This window comes from Bacteroides celer (assembly GCF_002632415.2).
Lineage (GTDB): Bacteria > Bacteroidota > Bacteroidia > Bacteroidales > Bacteroidaceae > Bacteroides.
The window spans coordinates 309,779-331,912 of sequence record NZ_CP178209.1 but is presented as its reverse complement, the minus strand read 5'-3'; the positions used below and the strand labels follow the sequence as shown (position 1 = coordinate 331,912).

The window sequence follows — 22,134 nt, the reverse complement described above, 5'->3', positions numbered from 1 at the left end:
GGGGAACTTTTAAACAGTGACCGGACGATATGTTTTTTTCAGAGGTATCATTTGTTATTTCCCTTCTTTTTCCTGGTAAACAGAGGGCAAAACACCAAATTCATCCTTGAAATAACGACTGAAATATTTAGGGTTATTAAAGCCTACTTCGAAGGCTACCTCAGATACATGAAGCTGGCTTTCACGCAATAATTGCGCTGCCCGTTTCAAACGGATCACGCGGATAAACTCAATCGGTGTCTTTCCTGTGATCTGGAGTAATTTCTTATACAGATGCACACGGCTCATACCCAGTTCCCGGCTAAGCTCCTCTACCGAGAGTTCGGTACGCGACATATTATCTTCCACATACTTGATTGCTTTCTCTATCAATTTCTCATCCAATGAAGTAATCACAATCTCACTGGGAGCAGGGTCAATCATTCCCTGGGTAACACGATGATAGCGGCTTAATTCTATCAGTTTACGGATACGCAATACAAGAATAGTCATATTGAACGGCTTCGTTACATAATCGTCCGCTCCTGTCTGCAATCCTTCCAGCTTCGCTTCGGTATTCTGCCGTGCTGTCAGCAAAATCACAGGGATATGCGCTGTGCGCTTATCCTGCTTAATCAGACGGCACAACTCATTACCATCCATTTGAGGCATCATCACATCACTGATAACCAGATCGGGTAATTCTTCCTGCATCATCTCCCATGCTTCGTTACCATTCACAGCCAGTTTGACACGATACTGCAATTCCAGACTATAACGCATAAAGATACGGAAGTCTTCATTATCATCTACTATCAGCAACAATGGGAAATCCTTACGTTCCGTTTCCTCTCTGGTTTCCTCTTTTATCTCCTTATCTTCTTCCTCCCCGGCCGGTATACCTGTCTCTGGCGGCAATTGCACCTGTGTCTCCACATGCTTTACCGGAAACTGAATAACGAAAACGGAGCCTGTTCCTATATTATCAAAGACCTTCACTTCTCCTTCATGCAGAGTTACAAAGTCACGTACCAAACTCAAGCCGATACCATTTCCGGTAGTTTCCTCTACCCCTTTATGACCCGCCTGATAGAAACGTTCGAAGATATGTTCCTTATCCACCTCACTAATTCCTATTCCAGTATCAGCAATCTTGATCTCCAGCATATCAGGAGTTCCTGCCACATGCTCTATCATCACCGTCACCCGTCCTCCTTCGGGAGTAAACTTAAAGGCATTGGAAAGCAGATTCATGACAATCTTTCCCACCTTGTCAGCATCAAAAGCCATCGAGAATGTATCTATCCCCGAGAAAAAAGAGAACTGAATATGTTTCTTATCCGCCATCAACAGGAAAGAGTTGCAAACACTATGCACATACGAGATAATATCTCCTTCCGACAGAGACAACTGATGAGTGCTCATCTCCCCTTTACGGAAATCGAGCAGTTGATTGACCAAGTGCAACAACCGCTGCGCATTGCGATGCATCAACTGCAAACGTGTACTTTGCAATTCATCGGTTGTTTCTTTCAGCATACCCTCCAAAGGAGAAATAATCAATGTAAGTGGTGTACGCAATTCATGGCTGACGTTCGTGAAGAAACGGAATTTCATATTATTGATTTCTTCGTTCTTCGCCACCTCGCTTTCTATCTGCTGAAGATGAAACTTCTCACGTTCACGTTTCAACATCCGGTAGCGTGCCAGAAAAAGCACGACCACCAAACCGATGGCATACAACAAATAGGCCCACCATGACATCCAGAAAGGAGGATTGACTACAATACCCAGCGTCGCTTCCTTCACGCCGACATAACCGTCACTATTTACCGCTTTCACTCTCAAAACATACTTTCCCGGGGCAAGATTTGTAAAAGTCACATTGTGTACTCCTAACGGTAAGGTTAGCCAGTCATTATTAAACCCTTCCAACTTATACATGTATTGAGTTTTCTCCGGTAAATTATAGTTATCCGAAGCAAAAGATACACTGAAAATGTTCTGCTTATAATCAAACTCGACATTTTCTACATCGTTCAATTCCTTTTCTATCAACACTCTTCCACCATACGACTGTCCCACCTTTATCGGCTCATCAAACAGCGAAAGACCTGTAAACATCACAGTAGGCAGCATTTTATTATAGCGTATATGATCCGGAGCAAAAACATTGACCCCATATAAACCTCCAATGGCAATAATTCCATTGTGCAAGGTTTTGATAGAACGCTGGTTAAAATCACAATTCTGCAATCCATCCTCACTATTATAAGCCCTGGAATCAAAAAGGTAACTCCCTTTTCCGTCAGAAGCTACTGTCACCCGGATTACCTTCCTACTGGTCGATACCCACATATTACGCTCCTGATCTTCCGTAATCGCAGCAATAAAACTTCCTTTGGCCTCTGCAACAGGAGATAAATCAAGAAACAGATGGCGTCTTACATCATATACGTTCAATCCCTCACGTGTAGCAATCCATATCAGTCCCCGGCTATCCTTGTACACATGATTAACCGCATCGTTCGACATTTTCATGCTACCGCTCTGACCTTGAACTTTTTTTATTTCACGAGTACGCATATCCATCATGCCTACTCCCTGACTGGCAGTTCCAAAAAACAATGTATTATCATCTCCCCAACACAAAGAGGTAACATTATTTTCCAGCAGAGCCGAGTTATTACTCGTATAAGTCTCAAAAGTACCGGACAACGGTTCCAAACATTGTAAACCACCTCCTAAGGAAGCAATCCAGATTCTCCCCTTATCATCTTCCACCAATGCCCAGACATTATTACTTGCCAGAGCATTTCCGGCACCCTCCTTATAAGAACGTACCTGGGAACCATTCATACAATACAGCCCTCCATTAAATGTTCCGACCCATAATTTGCCGTCTTTTGACTTTAGCATAGACACAACCGGATTCGGCAACTGTCCTTCGGCATCTCTCCAGAAAGGTTCCGCCTTTCCTGTTGAACGGTTCCACAAAAGAATCCCATGGTCATTCGTTCCCAGCCACAATTTATTTTCATCTGCCTGCTCTATGCAGGTAATATCTCCCCATTCATACATATTGAACTTAAAGATACTTTCACTATAATAAGATACTCCTTTCTTATAAGTTCCCACCCACATGATACCATCTCTATCAGCATATAAGTCATAAATTGTATTATGAGGCAAACTCCGTCCATTGTCATCATGGGCAACAAGAGAAGTCACTTTTCCAGTTTCTTTCTCAAGCACATCTATACCGTCATAATCCTTTCCAACCCAGATTCTGCCTTCTATATCCTGTGCCACCGTATGAATGATTACGTCCGGACGTGACGACCAAATACCAGTCAAGTCTGTCCGCCAACTTTTTGTTCCGCAGTCATACACCCAGATTCCCATAAGACTATATGCCCAGATACAATTGTCTCTGTCTACAAAGAGCGAAAGCTCTATCTTCTTCCCTTCCGGAATATATTTTTTGATTTCATCAGACTGCCATTTTACTGCTAATGTGGAACGATCCAGGCAAACAAGTAGTCCTGTATTATAAATCAACAAGATCCCGTCACTACATTCTGCCATTTGTGTTACTCCATATTCTGGTAACGAATGTTCCATGTACGAGAAGAAAAGTCTTTTTCCGCCTTCCTTGTAACGGTAACATCCCTCACCTGCCACACTAAGCCAGGTATTCCCTTCCCGGTCTACAAAAACCTGTTCCGGAACTCCCCATGATTCGAGAGTCTTCATAAATCCGGTAACATCAGTGATGAAGCAATCCCGTTCCTTGTCAAACAATACATATCCCCGGGCAGTATTTATCCAAAACCGTCCATCAGGCATTTCTACAATATCAGTGATATAATTATCCGGCAAAGACCCCGGCTCGTTCTCGGCATGCTGGTAAACCTTAAAAGTATATCCATCATAACGATTCAATCCGGTAGTCGTGCCAAACCACATGAATCCGTCACGATCCTTATAAATAGTATTTACAGAATTATTAGACAATCCGTCCGACACTTCCAGATGCTTGAATAAATAGGATTGTGCTTGCACAATCCATGAAGTAAAAAGTAAAGCTAACAATAAAAGGCTCTTTCTTATCATGTTTTTCAGATTTGTACAAAGGAAATAAAATATTATCAAACAGCCAAGAAAAAGAGCCTGCGGATTATTTGACAGAATCAACAGCAAGCGCATCTAATGAAGAGGATAATGCCACCAAAGCGGCATTCCAATTAATTGCCACTTCATTGGAAGCATAAGAATCTTCCGTATCCACATACGATTCATCCGGACTGGCCGTAGGATAAAATGCCTTGTCTTGTTGCCCCGGATTAGGTCCTCCGACAAGAAATCCCGGAATAGGAGCCTTTATATCATCCGATGCAGAAAGGCGATGATGCGGATGCTCCGGGCTTTTTGTTCCAAGTCCCGTTACATAGCAGAAACCTGTCGCGTTTCGCCCCAATATATAATCCATATTTCTGTAGGCATTAGTCAAATACGTTTCTTTGTCAGTCAGAATATAAGCATACATCAATGATACACCCTGATTAAGACATTTCTCTGCAAGACATCCCCAAAAGAAGTCTTTGGCATCATTACCATAAGGGGGATGAAATGGAGTCTGTTCGGCTCCTTGTATTACTTTATCAGCATATTTCAAAAGTTCAGTTTTCAATGAACCGGCAAAACGACAATCGGCTTCATTCAATTTTCTGTCCGGCTGAAGCCATGCAAATATGCCTAGTGCAAACGTGTTACCCCATCCCGGAGCTGTGTATACTTTGGGAGCCTTTTTTATTGCTTCTTCCCGGTATATCTCTTTTCCGGTTGAAAAATAGAGTTCGGTTGCCGCCCAGAAAAATTCATCGTCTGCATGTGTGTCACCGTATTCTCCCGTAGCTATCTCCGGTTGAAACTTCTGATTAAGCAGGTTCTGATTATAATAGTCCTCCGGATGTTTTTCCGCCCAAGCATAAGCCTTCTCCGCAGCCAGCAGAGCACGTTTGGAAAATCCCGGATAATCTTTCTCATAAGAGGCAAACAGACGGGAAGCCTGTGCCATGACAGCAGCAAAGTCTAAGGCAGCAGTGACCGATTTCTGCACAATATAACGCTGTTGTTTACAATCGACAGGTTTCACAAAGCCTTCAAAAAAGGGAGTGGTCAGTTTGTGATACACTCCTCCATCTGCGGGATCTTGCATTGTTAACATCCAATCCAAGTTATAATGCATTTCGTCCAGTAAGTCGGGAGTGTGATTATCGCTCTCCGGAATATTTATCTTTTGCCGTGAGAAGTAATCCGGAAACAGCTGATAAATAGACTGCATCAGACCTATCGAATAGCCCGAATTCACAATATACTTATTATAATCTCCAGCATCATACCAGCCTTTGGAAGAAGAGACAATCGTTCCCGAAGGACGGCCGGGAGAAGCAGCACTAGCATGTATTAATACGTGATTATCCGGATGTCCGGCCGGTCTGTTCCACTGCCCTGCATACTGTTCCTCGATTGGTATTGCGGTACGTTGATAATAAAAAGACTTCAAAGCCGCATCAGCCAAAGGAGATAATACACTGTCCTTTACAGGAAAAGCAACCGATGCTCCGTTCACTTTTAGAATATATTCCCCCGGAGTTGTTATTGCACTAAAATCCAGTGTTGTTCTTGTTTTATCCGACCATGCAGATTTTGCTGTATATAAAGATTTTCCGGCAAACACTTGTTCGCCGGAAACAGCATCTAATATTACAAACTCTTCAACCTTTCCGCTGTCTATCACAGCTATTTTCTCCTGATTGGGGTAATAGCCCAACTGATTCAATCGAACAACGTCGTTTGATATCACACTTGTTGAAGGGGTACATGCAACCGCCAATCCACTCAACATCCCCAACAGAGCAATATATTTTATTATTTTCATACACATTCAGTTCATGAAAAGTCCCACTATTAACAAACTCTTGGTAAACAGTTTCATTTAAACTGCCATTGGTCAAAAACAATATTTTCCCCTTTCAATACAAAGCAGAGATCTGTTGTACCTTCAAATTGTGTCTGAATCTTAGTTTTCAGGAGTTTCATATTGGGGGTATTTATCTGAATGGCAGCCATCATTTCTCCATCCGGAGTATTACGGTGTACTTCAATGATACCATCTCCTGCGGCTTGCACCTCCAGACGTGAGGGAGCCTTACAGAATTCCACACCTCTGACAGATAAAATACCTTCCATGCCCGGTACAGTCACTGCATACATATCGCCTACATCTTTTCCATTCAAGAACTTAACACCTTGTGTAGCAGCCGTTGTTTCAGCTTGTTGGAGCATAAATGGATTGAGTACTTTTATCTGCGAGACACCTTTCAGGGTTTGTTTTCCCATGTGTATGTTCACATTTCCCTCGTCTATTTCAATCTCGTCTACACATATATTTCGGAAGCCTCCTGTTGTATTGAAACTGCGCTGCAGGCTCATCGTGTGATAGAACACATACCATTTCCCGCCATATTTGTGTAGGTGCGTGTGATTGTTTCCAAACTCGAACCCATATTCACCGGGATTTTTCATATAATTATGCTGATATTGCCAACTATCACTCTCAAGCGGAGTTTTACTTGTCATATAACTCATACAGCAGATGGTCGGTTTCTCTGTTGGTAGTGACCAATCATCAAAGTTTTGCCAGTCGATATTATAAGTATATACATAAGTTCCATTAATAAAGTTGAGTTCATTGGCTTCGAAATGATGCGGTGCATTAATCGGCACTATCGGACTGTCTATACTGATCATATCCTTTCCTAAACGTATGATACGTGCGCATCCGCCTCCCACAGCAAGCCACCCCGTCCCTTCTTCGTCGATAACGGCTCCAGGATCGAAGGCGGCTTTACAGTCTCCGATGCCCGGTGACTGTGTATCTATCACACTGCGGTTCAAAGGGCTTTCCCACGGACCTACGGGCGAGGTAGCTGTCAATACAGCACTGCCATCTCCATTATTAGAGAAATAAAGATAGAAATGCGTTTTACCATCGCCTTCTTTACGACTCACGACAGAAGGCGCCCATGATGCTTTAATCCATGGTGCGATACTATCTGTCCGAATCAGTCCATGATACGTCCAGTTTACCATATCATTGGTAGACATCATCACCAACGATTTAATGTATTCGTAAGAATTTTTGCCGTTCCCTCCTACTGCTTCATACTGTTGATGATCATTTGTGCCATACACATAAAGTCTTCCTTCGTACTCTACTGCTGTAGGATCTGCAGTAAATATAAAATCAAGCAGTGGATTGGCATCTCCCGACAACAATTTTGGGGAGACTTCCGGCATGATTATCACGGGGGTAGAACTACCATTCGCTATTCTATCCTGCATCTGAAGTTCCTGTGTATGACATGCCACACTTGCCACTATTGCCATTGAAAAAACGACGAAATAAATAATATTCTTTCTCATAGTTTACTAAAAATACAGGAGAGGGTAGAACGAATCGTTTACCTTCTCCTGCTTCATTTAAATCATTATTTCTTCACGATACGGAAGTTATCGAAATAAACTTCTATAGTAGCTTCACTACCACCAGGATTTGTTGCATATACACCTATGTGAGCAGAATTCCTGTTCAAGAACTCTTGATATGTAGCATCCGCGACAACAGAAGATAAAGATACAGAACATTGCATCCATTTTCCAGTCTCCGTTTCTCCTGTAAAAGAGCTCACCGGAACATAGCCATTTAATGCAGCATCGAAGTTTTCGCACATTGCAATCTGGAAAACAGGCCCGGTAAAGACTTCTTTCACAAAACATTCAAACTGTAATTTCAAGTCACTGATCGGTGTATTTCCCGGAATGATACTTGTACCTACCCATTGAGCGTTGGAATAACTTTGTTTCCACCAATAGTTGTATGCACTCACTGTTCCAGTAATGCCTAGACAAGTTCCATTAGAAACATAAGGAGCCGATGAGCCGTCTGCTACTACAAAACTGCAATCGCCCCAAACATGACTACCGATTCCATCGTAGTTCAGTATCACATTTTCTAAAGGATAGAATATTTCTGCAGATTCTACCGTTCCTCCAATCGCAGTCACAGAAATATGACCGGACTGGGTAGGAGCCTGTGGCAATACAAAACTAATCTCATCAAAAGTGTTTGAGGTTGTGATATCCTCCACTGGAATGTCGAACTCACCGTTAATATTCACACGTGATATCTTAATAAAGTTCTGTCCGGTGATAGTAACCGTACTTCCTACAACCGGCATTGTCGAACTGACAGCAGTAACAACCGGTCTCGGACCATTCTTCTTGAACTCTGTAACCGCACTACTCGTATAGCACTCTACCACAAGATATCCCTCTTCAAGCAGATTTGCCGGAGCTGTCAGAGTAATTTGACTATATTTGTTATTTACTTCATAGTTTGTTATCTCCTGAACGTCAACAGGGCGTGTTCCATCCTTTGCCGGTTGTTCTGTAGAAAGATAAACAGCCTGTACCTCGTAAAAGTTACCGCCTATCACAGTCATCTGATCTCCCGGCTTAATAGGATAGGTCGCGGAAATACGGGTGATGTAAGGTGCAGGCGAAAGCACGTGCATATTGTAGGTCGCTATTCCATGATCAGTCTCCAAGCGAATTTCACCTTTCAATTCGGGATTTTGCCCTGTCAATTCCAGCTCATTGGGAACCGTCAGTATGATATTAGTAGAAGTCACATAGTTTCGGTTGAAACTTACCTCCTGATCATTGATAAATATTTTCTGCGTACCGCCCAGATGCTCTCCCACCACAACAATCATCGTACCGGGACTCACATCGGTGAAAGTACTGTCTGCACGGGTAGGGTCGGTCACCCGGATATAATGAATCACAGGAATACTGTCATCGTCGTTCTGACAAGAAATAAGCGCGAGTAATGGCAGAAACAGCCAAAACAACAAGAGTAGCCGCGCATCTGTATACTTATATATTGATTTCATAAGTTCGTCTGATTTATTCGTTAAACGTATAAGGAACCGGTGGTTCGTTCAGCAATGGATTCTGGATTACATCAGACTCCGGATAAGGTAAGAAGATATCCTCTGCTTCAATGTTGATAGTAAACTCCGGAGCCGTGTAATTTTCAGGACCTTCAAGGAAGGTAGTTCCGTCCGTATCATATTTCCCGAAATGCAACTTTCCATCCTCATCCTTGATAATAGCATCTGCCCGGTATCCCCGCCACTGATTATTAAAGTAGTTGAGCATCTTGTCCGGCAAATAGCGGAACCAAGTCACCATATCATACCAGTTTGAATACTCCATGCCAAACTCAACACGCCGTTCGCGGATAATATCGTCCAGTGTTATGGAAGATTTCTTGTTAACCTTTGCACGCTCGCGTACCAGATTGAAAAAGTAAAGTCCGCGTCCGTCACTCAACGCAGAGTTGTTACCCAAACAAGCCTCCGCATATGTCAGGTAGACATCTGCCAAACGCAAGATATAGGTATTAAGCGGTGAGTTCATTTGTTTTACTTTGCCATCATTATCATCATCCGGCCCTCCCGGAACACCTTTTTTGATAGGAGAAGCAGTGCCCTCATAAGTATAGCCTCCATCCTTCATGGCAATGTAAGAATAATAAGAACCTTTAGTAAAGAAGGTAGCGTTCCGGCGCAACGTATCTGCCAGCTCGTACTGCTGCAACATATCAATACTTCCATTATAGCTGCTCCAGCAATTGACACCCCCCGTCACTTCGGTAGAGAATGCCAAATCGGACAGCAGCGTATTACATTCGTACCACTCACCCAATGGCACCCACTGCATGGCGAGTAGGGATTCCTGATTGTTATTATTCTTATACTTGAATAGATCTTCGTAGTTTGTCATCAGACCCAGCCCGCTATTTTCGCAAACATCACCGGCGTATTGGCGGGCAAGTTCCAAATCATCTTCATTGCGTGTACCACCGTTGTTCCATCCCGAACGAGCCAGATAAACCTTTGCCAATATTCCTTTTGCTGCCCACGACGTAGCTCGTCCTTTATCGTTCTGTTCCGGCAGATGAGTAACGGCATAGTTCAGGTCGTTGATAATAAACTGGAACACATCCTCTTCCCGATTGAGTGGACGAACGGGATTGTCAACTAATTTCTGATTGTCTTCTATGAGAATCACCGGCCCCCAAATACGCAACATATAGAAATATGCACATGCACGCATCAGCCGGGCTTCCGCAATTGCTTTTGTCTTGGCCGCTTCGCTCACACTACCCTGTGTCTGTGTCTCTACCGCATTGATTACAGAGTTAGCCATCGTTACTACCGAGTAAAATCCGCTCCATGCACCCGATAGATTTTCGTCTAATGCTGTCACTTGGAAAGTAACAAACTGCGGATAGTTCCACGGGCTGTACATATCATTGGCACGCCCGCTACCGATAGGAACTATGGAACGTTGATTGTAATCAAACCATGCCCGATTGTAAAGTGGAGCAGTGGCTGCTTCCAACGCTTCATCGGAAGTATAGAACGTAGCGTCTACATAGCTTCCCTCTGGTGCTCTGTCCAGAAAACTGTCACTACATGCTACAAGCAGCAGTGCGGTAGTTGCTATTGCTAATAATTTCCTTTTCATAAATGTTCTCGTTATTTGTCTGGTTAGAAACTAAGGTTAAGTCCGAAAGTATAAATCCGTTGTGAAGGATAACGGGCATTATCGATACCACGCGTCAACACGTCATAATTGTAAGCACCCACTTCTGGATCATATCCTTTGTACTTTGTAAAGGTGAATGCATTCTGGATATTCATATACACCCGCAGATTATCAATATTGAGCTTACTTATCCACTTTTTAGGGAAAGTATAACCTAACGAAATATTCTTGATACGAAGATATGAACCGTCTTCCACAAAGCGGCTGCTCATACGGTTGTTATCATTGGCATTGGCAGCAGTGATGCGCTGCACTTGTGCAGAACCGGCATTCGAAACATAGACATTGGAAAGTGTCGCCGGCTGTGACGGATCAATCAGTTCCACACGGGCAATATTAACAGCCTCTTTCAGCATGCCACTGTTATTCATCGGATTGGTAAATTCTTTACGCAACATATTCACCACTTTATTACCGTATACACCATTGATGAAAACATTCAGATCAAAGCCTTTATAAGAAAAAGAGTTATTAAAACCGTAAGAGAACTTTGGTTCGGGATTACCTAAATAGGTACGGTCTTTCTCATCAATAACACCATTGTCGTCAATATCCTCATAAATATAATCCCCTACCCATATCTCACTTTCAGAGATGTTTTTTCCTTTTGGAATGGCCACTTTCGCACGCTCGCCATTTTTATCGAGGATATAATTGCCATAAGAATCCCGTTTGTAAAAGTCATCTTCTTTTGCAAACATACCTATCACGTTATATCCGTAGAACTGTCCTATCGGCTGTCCTACTTCCGAGTAAGTGTAAGTTTCACTATTGATAGTACCGGAAAGTCCTGCTGTTTCCGTATAAAGTTTTGTAATCTCATTCCTGTTGAATGAAATAGTCAGTCCTGATCTCCACATGAAATCTTTTTTATTGATATTAACCGTATTCAACGTGAATTCCAAACCTTTATTGGTCATGGCACCCGCATTTACCCACGGTGAAGAAATAACACCGTTAACGTAAGAGGGAAGCGATGCTTTCATCAACAGATTATCAGTATTCTTGTAATATCCATCGATAATCAGCTCAACCCGGTTACCAAAAAGATTAATGTCTAGTCCGGCATTCCATGCTTCAGTCTCTTCCCATTTCAAGTTTTCGTTTCCATAGTTCTCCGCATAATATCCGCTTCCCCAAATAGTTGCCACCGTTCTCATCTTTACGCCATAAGCATAGTTGTCTGCCGCTTGATTACCAACCAATCCCCAGCCAAGACGCAGCTTCAAATTATCCAACCAAGAGACGTTCTTCAAGAATTTCTCATTTTTCAACTTCCAAGCAAGAGCTGCCGATGGAAATATACCCCAACGGTTTTTCGGAGCAAACGTGGAAGAGCCGTCACCACGTACGGTAAGTGTTAACAAATAACGGTCATCAAATCCGTAATTAACACGACCGAAGTAAGATTCGATAGCAGAAGAACCTTTGGAACTACTGTTCTTTGCTGTGAGTGAACTACCTGCATCCAGTTCGTGAACAGAGTTGAGGAAATAGTCGCTCCGAGTACCGGAAAGTGACTCCCAATTATTCTCCTGCGCTTCATGTCCCGCCATGGCAGTAATTTGGTGTCGACCAAAAGTATTAGTATAAGTCAGATAAGTCTTTAACGTCCAGTTACTACCGTTACTGGCACTACGGCTACCCAATGACTCTTGGGTATAAAGACCATAGTCATAAGACGGTGTATACTTGTAACTGTTGTTATAATAGTAATTACCTGCATATTCTGCCCGAAAGACCAAGCCTTTGTAGAGCGTAATATCAGCAAAGAAGTCTACATAGAGTTGCAGCCCCTTGTCATAATTCTCACGCATCAATGCTTCCGCTACCGGATTCGTAAAATAAGTACCGTACATGTTTTCCGACTGCATTCCCCACGAACCGTCAGGATTTTTCGCCGGCACTTCGGGTAACTGTTGTATTGCTGTGCGGATAATATTACCATTGTCAATCGTATTGTTCTGTTGTGTCTTGGCAACAGAAGCGCGTAAACCGGTAGAAAGCCAGTTCGTTATCTTATTATCCATATTGACACGGGCAGAAAAACGTTCGAAGTTAGAACCGATACCAATACCATCCTGACTTAAATAACCACCCGAAAGCGAATAAGTAGTCCCTTCGTTTCCTCCAGAGATGTTGATCTGATGATTATGCATGGAAGCATTGCGGAAAATCTCATCCTGCCAGTTCGTCCCTTCTCCCAATAAACTGGGATCTTTAAACTCCTCACGATCTCCAAAGCCCAGTACTTGAGCGCGTAGATTTTGATACTCCGCATACTCGCGTAGATTCAGCACATCCTGTTGTTTCGGCAATTGCTGCAAACCATAATATCCTTCGTAGGAAACTTTCGTTTTACCAGCTTTCCCCTGATTAGTGGTAATAAGTACCACACCATTAGAGGCTCTCGAACCATAAATAGCTGTGGCCGAAGCATCTTTCAAAATTTCCATGGAAACGATATCCGATGGATTAATAGAAGACAATACACTGGAGTTACCGTCTGTATTACCGGAAATCGCTACACCATCAATCACATATAGAGGTTCGTTACCATTCAGAGAGTTGATACCACGAATACTCACAGAGATACCTCCACCCGGAGCTCCCGAATTTTGTGTAACGGAAACACCCGCTGCACGCCCCTGCAAAGCTTGGTCTAACGAAGTAACAACAGACTTTTTCAGTTCGTCTCCAGTCACGGAAACAACCGAACCCGTAAGGTCGCTTCGTTTCATGGTTCCATAGCCGACAACTACCACCTCATCCAGCGTTTTAGTGTCTTCTTTCAGGACTATGTTAATGACAGGTTTTGTTGCCACCACTTGCTGTTCCATGAAACCGATGTAAGAGAATACCAGCGTCTGTCCGGTAGATACATTCAGCGTATACTTACCGTTCAGGTCTGTAATTGTCCCTGTCGTCGTACCTTTCACTTGTACGCTTACCCCAATCAACGGTTCTCCGTCAGTTGCAGAAGTTACTATTCCGGACACCTTTAAGTCCTGTGAAGGGGCAGCCTTCAATATCGTTATCGGCAACCAAAGTAATATTGCCAATGCAAGACAGTACCAATGTACAAATGTACATTTTCCAAGAAAGTGTTTATTCATTGTACCTTATTTAAATGGTTAATATTCAATTTAATCCTTCCATAATAGCTGCTATAGACGCTGCATTATGCGGTTGTCCGGTAGTGCGGTCGAACAGCTTTTCGGTATAGCCGGCATCCCAGTACAAGGGAACGAGTTTATTTTTCACGCAGGTCTTTACTACATATTCGATATAGTCATTACGTGATTTCAAATGGTTTTCCAATGCCTCTCCGGTCAACTGATCTCTTAACGTCGGTCCATATTCACCGATGATTACAGGCACATTATCATTAATAAATACATTCAGCGAACCTAATGTAGCTTCTATATCTGCTTCCTGTCCGGTAGAAGACACATCTCCACCTGCAAACGCAGCTCCCCATTGACTCTTGAAATCTTCATCATTAGGCATGATCGTGAAATCATAAGGATCGTAGTAATGACATTCCAGGAAAATACGGTTTTGAACAATATCGAGTGGCATTGTGAAATGCGCCACTGCTTTCGCTACATCCGTATTGTATGCCTGCACAATCAGATGGCGGTAGTGGTTACGTCCTCCGGTAGCTCTAACCGTATTGACGAATACCTGATTGAAACCATTCTGCACTCTGTAATTCTCCTCTGTAGGTTGTGCACCGTCAGCATCATCATTATTGACCTCATTGGTTCCGGCAAAAAGCAAACGGTCGTCATAATCCCTGAATTTTAAGGCAATCTGTTTCCACATCGCTTCCAGTCTTTCATCCAAAGCCTCTTTATTGGCATCCACCGGATGATTCAGCCAACCACCTTCCCAATGAATATTTATAATAACATAAAGACCAGCATCAAGCGCAGCTTTCACCGCAGTCTCTACTTTATCCATCCATGCACTCTTAATCTTATACGTTGATGCATCTTCAAACTGATGAGAATAAGCAACAGGCATACGTACAACATCAAAGCCTGCTGCCTTGATTCCCTCGAAAAGAGCCTTATTCGGCGTAGGATTTCCCCAACACGTCTCATCACCGGAAAGACTTCCGTCTTCCCCTACAATCACCGCTTCAAATGTATTACCTATATTTACTCCGGCTTTCATCAATGCCGACAGTTGCATAGAAGTCAAATCACGCATTCCTGTATTATCAGGATCAATATATTCATCGTATGGAGGCACGCTATACATAGACTGTTTGACATTGATAATAATATCAGGAGTACCACTTGCCGAAACAGTGACGGTAGCTGTCCTGTCTTTCTGCGTATCATTCGCCTCTACTGTGATATTTACATATTGTTTCCCTTCCCCGATTGCGTGGGAACTTTTACACCAGCTTTCCGAAGTGCTGATATGCCATTCGGACGGACCGTTGATCTGAATAGTCTGCCTGCTTCCGCGAGCATCAAATTCCAGATTGCGATATTCCTGTGCCACTTCCAGACTTCCTCCTTTTTCATCGCTATTGCTACATGATATAAAAGAGGTAGTCAGCAACACCAGCATAAATATGACTCGTTTAATACCCAATGGACCAAATAATCCATCACTAAATGACTGTTTTTCCATATTCTTCTATACTATTAGATTAAATTTAAAACCGTTAACTTCGTCTTATCAAAACATATTTGTTTTCCACACCACAAAATTAGGTATTCGACACGTAACTTCGCTTCTGTAATGTTATTCATATAGGGAGCGTTTTGGAAACGATGGGGTGGATTTGTTTTATAAAGGGGATTCATTTGTTTTCTTCCTATTCCCCTTTATACTTAAAGCACTCAAAATCAGCGTACATCTTTGATTCTTTAGAAGCTGATACAGCATAAAGTCCCAAGACGACTCCGGTAAATCCACCTGCTGTTTCAGTGCTTAGATAACGAGTATTCATCTTACCCAAATCATGATATATTCCATTCACTTTATAACCGAAATAATAGTAATTGATATCCGACTTCACCACCAGTTCCACTTCACCACTGGTTGGTAAGGAAACCTCTTGGGCATAATGGGTAATCTCTCCCAGTTTATACCGCAAACCAACAGAACGTTTCTGATCCTTATCCTGACGGACAAATAAATCATAGTGAGAATGAAATTCCATAAAAACGGAAAGTCCCGCTTCATCATTTACTCCCGCTTTCTGCAAGACTACCGGAGCGGATGCTTCCATATCAAAGTGTTCCTGTCGCAAGGCGACAAAGGTAGGACTTTTCCAGTCACTTAGCGTAACAGGAGTCGCTATCAAACGAAGTTTGCCATCTTTGGTAAAAGTATAATTCTTTGCTTCCGGATTTTGCAAATGAATCCATTCGGGAGAAAGTTTTCCTTCTTTAAAGTCTATCTGTTCCGGTCTGCCTTTCATTTCCTGTTGAGGCAGAGTGGTTACATCCATCTCCAAAGAAATAGTTCCGTTGGCATTGACCACAGGCCAGGCATCCTTATCCCAACGCACCGGAGCCAGATACGTTTCACGTCCCAATGTATGATGAGTTCCCGGCATAATTCTGTATGCCAGGCACACCATCCACCAAGAACCATCGGTGCCTTCCACCAGGTCAGCATGCCCTGTTCCCTGAATCGGACTGGATTGTCCCGACTCATTGGCATGGGTCAGAATAGGATTTGCCGGATTTCCCTGATAAGGACCGTCTATGTAACGACTGCGGGCAATGGTTACTTTATGTCCCAATTCTGTACCGCCCTCTGAAATCAGCAGATAGTACCAGCCGTCTTTCTTATAAATGTGTGGACCTTCGGCATATCTGCCTCCGGTACCGTTCCATATTCGTTTGGAAGAAGAAAGCTGCTTGCCTGTCATGGGGTCAATCTCACACAGGTTGATGTACCCATCCGGATTACTGACCATAAAACATTTGCCATCTTCAAAATAAAGCGAAGGATCGATGCCTCCTTGTTCGAGCCAGACAGGTTCCGACCATTCACTACGGGGATCAGTAGTATGTACCAGGAAATTCCCCTTACCGGAAACGTTAGTCGTAATCATGTAAAACACTCCATCATTGTAACGAATGGTAGGAGCAAAAATACCGCTTCCCGAATTGGCATTAGTCAGATCAAGCTGGGACGGACGAGTCAGACAGTTTCCTATCTGCTCCCAATGCACAAGGTCTTTGCTATGAAACAAAGGCACTCCGGGGAAATATTGAAAGCTGCTGTTGACTAAATAATAATCATCCCCTGCCTTGCAAACACTCGGATCGGGATGGAAACCGGGAATTACAGGATTACTGTAACCTTGAGCCGATGATTTGCATACAGAACAAAGCGAGATGAAAATAAGGAATAAAGCGTTTCGCATATCATATAATTTAAGAGTTAAACATCTTTTGCCAGCCGACGATACAAAAGTAGATGTTTTTCCCCAAGGAGACATGGTATTTCGTTCACACCCGGTCTGCCAAATGTTTTACCCATACGCACAGAATGTTTCCCTTTTGCGTATGATTTGTTTTCAACCCTCTTCAGCTTAGTCCAAGCAGCGAAAATCGAACCAGTCAAAGTCGGCCGGATTTGTATTTGCCTGCCCATTACCGGAAGCATACATACCTATAAATACACCGGTAAATCCACCTACCACTTCATTAGAGACATCACGCGTGGAAGCCATCCCTAACACTTCAACAGCGTGACCGGCTTTCACCTCAAACGTATATGCCGTCTTGGTAGCAGTGATGGATAAAATTACATCTCCGGTGGCAGGAAGTTCTTTATAGATTGTATCAACAACCTTATCTTTCAAAGTCTTACGAAGCATGGCGGTCCGCTGACCATTCCTCTTTGTTATCAGCAAATCATAATGATTCTTATCATCCGCTCTTACTACCAGTCCCGCCTCTTCATTTTCCACTTTCGGAATAAAGCTGACTTTTGCAGATGCAGTCAGATTGAAAGCAGCCTGCCGGCGGCCGATAAAAGAAGGAGAATCATTCATTGTGAAGTTGATTGCTGTTCCTTTCAGACGCAGCGAGCCCGGCTTCTCCGTCAATGACCAGAACGAATGAGCAGGATTACGGATAAAAGTCCAGTCCAACCCCAGCGTTTCCGCATCGAAATCATCACGAACCGGTTGTTTCGCCCAAACATGTGACGGCAGGTTAGGGAAGGGATATGTTTCCTGTACGACGCCATCTTTACCCACTTTAGGCCAACCGTCGGCATCCCACGTCACAGGTGCCAGGAAAGTTTCACGTCCCAAATGCTGGAACTTGCCATCCACGGGCCTTATTCCCAGACAAACTGCCCACCAGCTTCCGTCTTTCAGTTGGACAAGATCCGCATGCCCTATTGCCTGAAAAGGATGTCCGGGGCAATTCATATTCGAAAGAACCGGATTCACAGGACTGGGTTCATAAGGTCCCCAAGGGGATTTGCTCCGTTGTATGACTTCCCGGTGCTCATAACCCGTTCCTCCTTCAGCAGACATGATATAATAGAATTCACCCATTTTATAGAAGTGAGGTCCCTCCGGTGAAGAACCTCCCAGACCGGCAGCCACTTTCCGCAAGGGTTCGACAAACTTCCCGGTTTCCGGGTCCATCACTCCCAAAAGGAAGCTGCCTTGATTATCCGGACTCAAAAAGTACATCTTTCCGTCAATAAACTCAATAGACGGGTCTACATACCAGTTCCCCACCCATACCGGATCAGACCAGGGACCCGCAGGATTCTTGGCCGTCACATAGAATACTCCTTGCGAACCTTTCCCGCCATAATTCGTGCCAATCACATAGAATGTACCCTCATGATAGCGCAACGTCGGAGCATACTGTCCGCCAGTGGAGGCACTGCATCCCATCAACGGATTATTTTCCGGACGGGACAGGGCATGCCCGATCAGTTTCCAATGAACAAGGTCTTTACTATGGTAAACCGGCAAACCGGGAAAATACTCAAAGGTAGACGTAACCAAATAAAAATCATCTCCCACCCTGCAAATACTCGGATCGGGATTCATTCCTGTAATAATAGGATTCCTGAATGTCTCCTGTGCGATAGAGACATTATTAGCCATCCATAATCCGATTAAGATTAATAAAAGTCTGCAACTGTTCTTCATCATTCTTATTTTTAAAGTTTGTACTGATGGCAAAGTTCACCATAATCCGGCAAAAACAAGGTGTGTTATGTTTCGAGCAAGAGAATAGAATGTATCTTATTGGGGCATCATATGTATTCAATTGCATTTCGCCCTTTCGAGTGACTGCAAATCTTTCTACATTTGTGGTAGATTTTAAGTCTCACTTTAAAAATATCAACTCATGAAAAGCATTAAGAAAATGGTATTAATATCAGCCTTTGCCGGTACCTGCCTTACAACTCACGCGCAGGCTACCCCTCCCGCCATCCCAACCGATCCGGCTATTGAAGCTAACATCCGGCAATGGCTTCAGAGAATGACCCTCGAACAGAAGATCGGTCAGATGTGTGAAATCACCATTGATGTGGTGTCTGACCTTGAAACCAGCCGTGAGAAGGGATTCTGTCTAAGCGAGGCGATGCTCGACACGGTTATCGGTAAATATAAGGTAGGCTCACTACTGAATGTCCCTCTGGGAGTAGCACAGAAAAAGGAGAAGTGGGCGGAAGCCATCAAGCAGATACAGGAGAAATCAATGAAAGAAATCGGTATCCCGTGCATCTATGGAGTAGACCAGATTCATGGAACGACCTATACGTTGGACGGAACGATGTTTCCGCAAGGCATCAACATGGGAGCCACTTTCAACCGGGAACTGACAAGGAAAAGTGCCGAAATATCTGCCTATGAAACCAAAGCAGGATGTATCCCCTGGACGTTTGCCCCCGTTGTCGATTTAGGTCGCGACCCGCGCTGGGCACGTATGTGGGAAAACTATGGAGAAGATTGTTATGTAAATGCAGAAATGGGCGTGTCGGCCGTAAAGGGATTTCAGGGAGAAGATCCGAACCGCATCGGAGCATACCATGTAGCTGCCTGTATGAAGCACTATATGGGTTACGGTGTACCCGTTTCCGGGAAAGACCGTACTCCTTCTTCCATCTCACGCAGCGATATGCGTGAAAAACACTTCGCTCCTTTCCTGGCTGCCGTGCGTCATGGTGCATTGAGCGTGATGGTGAATTCTGGCGTTAACAACGGCCTGCCTTTTCATGCCAACCGTGAATTACTGACCGAATGGCTGAAAGAAGACTTGAACTGGGACGGTCTGATTGTAACAGACTGGGCGGACATAAACAATCTCTGCACACGGGATCATATTGCTGCCACCAAGAAAGAAGCCATCAAGATTGCCATCAATGCCGGAATCGACATGTCAATGGTTCCTTATGAAGTGAGTTTCTGCGATTATCTGAAAGAGTTGGTTGAAGAAGGAGAGATATCTATGGAACGCATCGACGATGCAGTAGCCCGTGTGTTGCGTTTGAAATATCGTCTGGGATTATTCGACAATCCGTATTGGGACATTAAGAAGTATGACAAGTTCGGTTCTAAGGAATTTGCGGCCGTTGCCCTCCAGGCTGCCGAAGAATCGGAAGTGTTATTGAAGAATGACGCACATACCCTGCCGATAGCGAAAGGCAAAAAGATTCTGCTGACCGGGCCGAACGCAAACTCCATGCGTTGCCTGAATGGCGGATGGTCGTATAGCTGGCAGGGACACGTTGCCGATGATTACACGCAGGCATATCATACAATCTACGAGGCTTTGTGTGAGAAATACGGAAAAGAGAATATTATCTACGAACCGGGAGTCACCTATGCTCCTTACAAAAACGATAACTGGTGGGAAGAAAACAAACCGGAAATTGAAAAACCGGTAGCAGCGGCAGCACAGGCAGATATTATCATCGCCTGCATTGGCGAAAACTCTTATTGCGAAACTCCCGGCAACCTGACGGATCTTACCTTATCGGAAAATCAGCGCAATCTGGTAAAAGCTCTGGCCGCTACGGGTAAACCTATCGTTTTGGTTCTGAACCAGGGACGTCCGCGTATTATCAATGACATAGAGCCTTTGGCAAAAGCTGTCGTCAACATCATGCTGCCAAGCAATTACGGTGGCGATGCACTTGCTAACTTATTGGCCGGTGATGCCAACTTCAGTGGAAAAATGCCATTTACTTATCCCCGCCTAATCAACGCTTTGGCGACTTATGACTACAAGCCTTGTGAAAATATGGGGCAAATGGGAGGTAACTACAATTATGATTCGGTGATGGATATTCAATGGCCGTTCGGCTTCGGATTAAGCTATACCCATTATAAATATAATAACCTAAAAGTAAACAAACCGGCTTTCAATGCCGATGATGAGCTGATATTCACGATTGATGTAACCAATACGGGCAAAGTTGCCGGAAAAGAAAGTGTGTTGTTATTCTCTAAAGACTTGGTGGCAAGCAGTACACCGGACAATATCCGTCTGCGGAACTTTGAAAAGATCTCTTTGAAACCGGGAGAAACAAAGACTGTTACGTTGAAACTAAAAGGAAGCGATTTGGCATTTGTCGGATATGACGGTAAGTGGAGACTGGAAAAAGGAGATTTCAAGATCAAATGCGGTGACCAATGGATTGATATTGTATGCGATCAGACGAAAGTATGGAATACTCCGAATAAAAATACTCTTCATTAATAAGCTTCTTCTCATATATAAAAAATCACTTTTCTCTATCACCTATCACCGACGGCAATCAAATACCTTATTCATCGAGGTTTCCGGTGGTGATAGGTTGTTTTTTAACCTATCACCACATCTGTCACCTATCACCGCAAAAAAACACTACTTTCATCACATTTTTGCAAAGACAACCTGAATAGCTATGACTTAGAGAGCCATTTCTTTCTTTTCTTCACAGGAGCCATCACCAATTTAGTATGCAGTTCTTTGATTTCACATAAATCGAACCTTTCCTGTATATACACATACATGATGACCAAATGGATAAGTTCTTTATTCGGACATGAGAATTCATCTTTAGACAGCCCGTCTATCACTATATTCAATAAACAGAGAGAACACTGCAATTCAGCCTTTGACAATTGGTCTACGCTTTCAATATTTGCAAAGCTAGGCCAGTTTTCTTTCATAAAACTAAGCTTGTCGACGGAGCGTTCTAAATCGTGCTTCATCAGGCAGGAACAGGAACAAGTAAGGTCACTCATAACTATCATTTTTTTAATTATGTGTTCCCGTTTGCCAATAAAAAAGGCGCGGAAACTATTACTGTACTATCCTCCGACGGCTCTGGTAAGCCTACACCTGAATAATAAGCAATAGCTCCACGCCCGTTGAGATATATAACAAATATATATACAACATG

11 protein-coding genes are annotated in these 22,134 nt (G+C 43.4%); 1 reads left to right on the top strand and 10 read right to left on the bottom strand.

Annotated features, from left to right (window positions below; all coding sequences use genetic code 11):
- Nucleotides 1–54: 54 nt before the first annotated feature.
- The 9 genes from CJF29_RS01015 to CJF29_RS00975 form a co-directional block, all read right to left on the bottom strand.
- A complete protein-coding gene (locus CJF29_RS01015) occupies nucleotides 55–4,095 on the bottom strand; it encodes a hybrid sensor histidine kinase/response regulator transcription factor (protein ID WP_074556548.1) in 4,041 nt (1,346 codons plus the stop codon).
- Between the two features lie 64 nt (nucleotides 4,096–4,159).
- Complete coding sequence (locus CJF29_RS01010; protein ID WP_099146867.1) at nucleotides 4,160–5,923, bottom strand: glycoside hydrolase family 9 protein; 1,764 nt, start codon at nucleotides 5,921–5,923, stop codon at nucleotides 4,160–4,162.
- A 53-nt stretch (nucleotides 5,924–5,976) separates the two neighbouring features.
- Nucleotides 5,977–7,470 carry a glycoside hydrolase family 43 protein gene (locus CJF29_RS01005; protein WP_099146863.1) on the bottom strand — a complete coding sequence of 498 codons (1,494 nt, stop codon included), beginning with the start codon at nucleotides 7,468–7,470 and terminating at the stop codon, nucleotides 5,977–5,979.
- Nucleotides 7,471–7,535: 65 nt separating this feature from the next.
- Entirely contained in the window at nucleotides 7,536–9,002 is a 1,467-nt protein-coding gene (locus tag CJF29_RS01000) for a glycan-binding surface protein (protein ID WP_074556550.1), read from the bottom strand.
- A 13-nt stretch (nucleotides 9,003–9,015) separates the two neighbouring features.
- Nucleotides 9,016–10,644 carry a RagB/SusD family nutrient uptake outer membrane protein gene (locus tag CJF29_RS00995; RefSeq protein ID WP_074556551.1) on the bottom strand — a complete coding sequence of 543 codons (1,629 nt, stop codon included), beginning with the start codon at nucleotides 10,642–10,644 and terminating at the stop codon, nucleotides 9,016–9,018.
- A 23-nt stretch (nucleotides 10,645–10,667) separates the two neighbouring features.
- Complete coding sequence (locus CJF29_RS00990; protein WP_099146862.1) at nucleotides 10,668–13,841, bottom strand: SusC/RagA family TonB-linked outer membrane protein; 3,174 nt, start codon at nucleotides 13,839–13,841, stop codon at nucleotides 10,668–10,670.
- A gap of 25 nt (nucleotides 13,842–13,866) precedes the next feature.
- Nucleotides 13,867–15,375 (bottom strand): cellulase family glycosylhydrolase, encoded by a 1,509-nt coding sequence (locus tag CJF29_RS00985; protein ID WP_074637444.1) that lies wholly within the window; start codon nucleotides 15,373–15,375, stop codon nucleotides 13,867–13,869.
- Nucleotides 15,376–15,562: 187 nt separating this feature from the next.
- Nucleotides 15,563–17,128 (bottom strand): glycoside hydrolase family 43 protein, encoded by a 1,566-nt coding sequence (locus CJF29_RS00980; protein ID WP_099146866.1) that lies wholly within the window; start codon nucleotides 17,126–17,128, stop codon nucleotides 15,563–15,565.
- A gap of 168 nt (nucleotides 17,129–17,296) precedes the next feature.
- Nucleotides 17,297–18,889 carry a glycoside hydrolase family 43 protein gene (locus CJF29_RS00975; RefSeq protein WP_081352693.1) on the bottom strand — a complete coding sequence of 531 codons (1,593 nt, stop codon included), beginning with the start codon at nucleotides 18,887–18,889 and terminating at the stop codon, nucleotides 17,297–17,299.
- 199 nt (nucleotides 18,890–19,088) lie between these two features.
- On the opposite strand from CJF29_RS00975, the gene CJF29_RS00970 reads away from it, so the two are divergent.
- The gene (locus CJF29_RS00970) at nucleotides 19,089–21,446 is read left to right on the top strand and encodes a glycoside hydrolase family 3 protein (protein WP_099146861.1); all 2,358 of its coding nucleotides are present in this window, start codon (nucleotides 19,089–19,091) and stop codon (nucleotides 21,444–21,446) included.
- Nucleotides 21,447–21,631: 185 nt separating this feature from the next.
- On the opposite strand, the gene CJF29_RS00965 is transcribed toward CJF29_RS00970, so the two are convergent.
- A complete protein-coding gene (locus tag CJF29_RS00965) occupies nucleotides 21,632–21,976 on the bottom strand; it encodes a hypothetical protein (RefSeq protein WP_074556556.1) in 345 nt (114 codons plus the stop codon).
- Nucleotides 21,977–22,134: the final 158 nt, after the last annotated feature.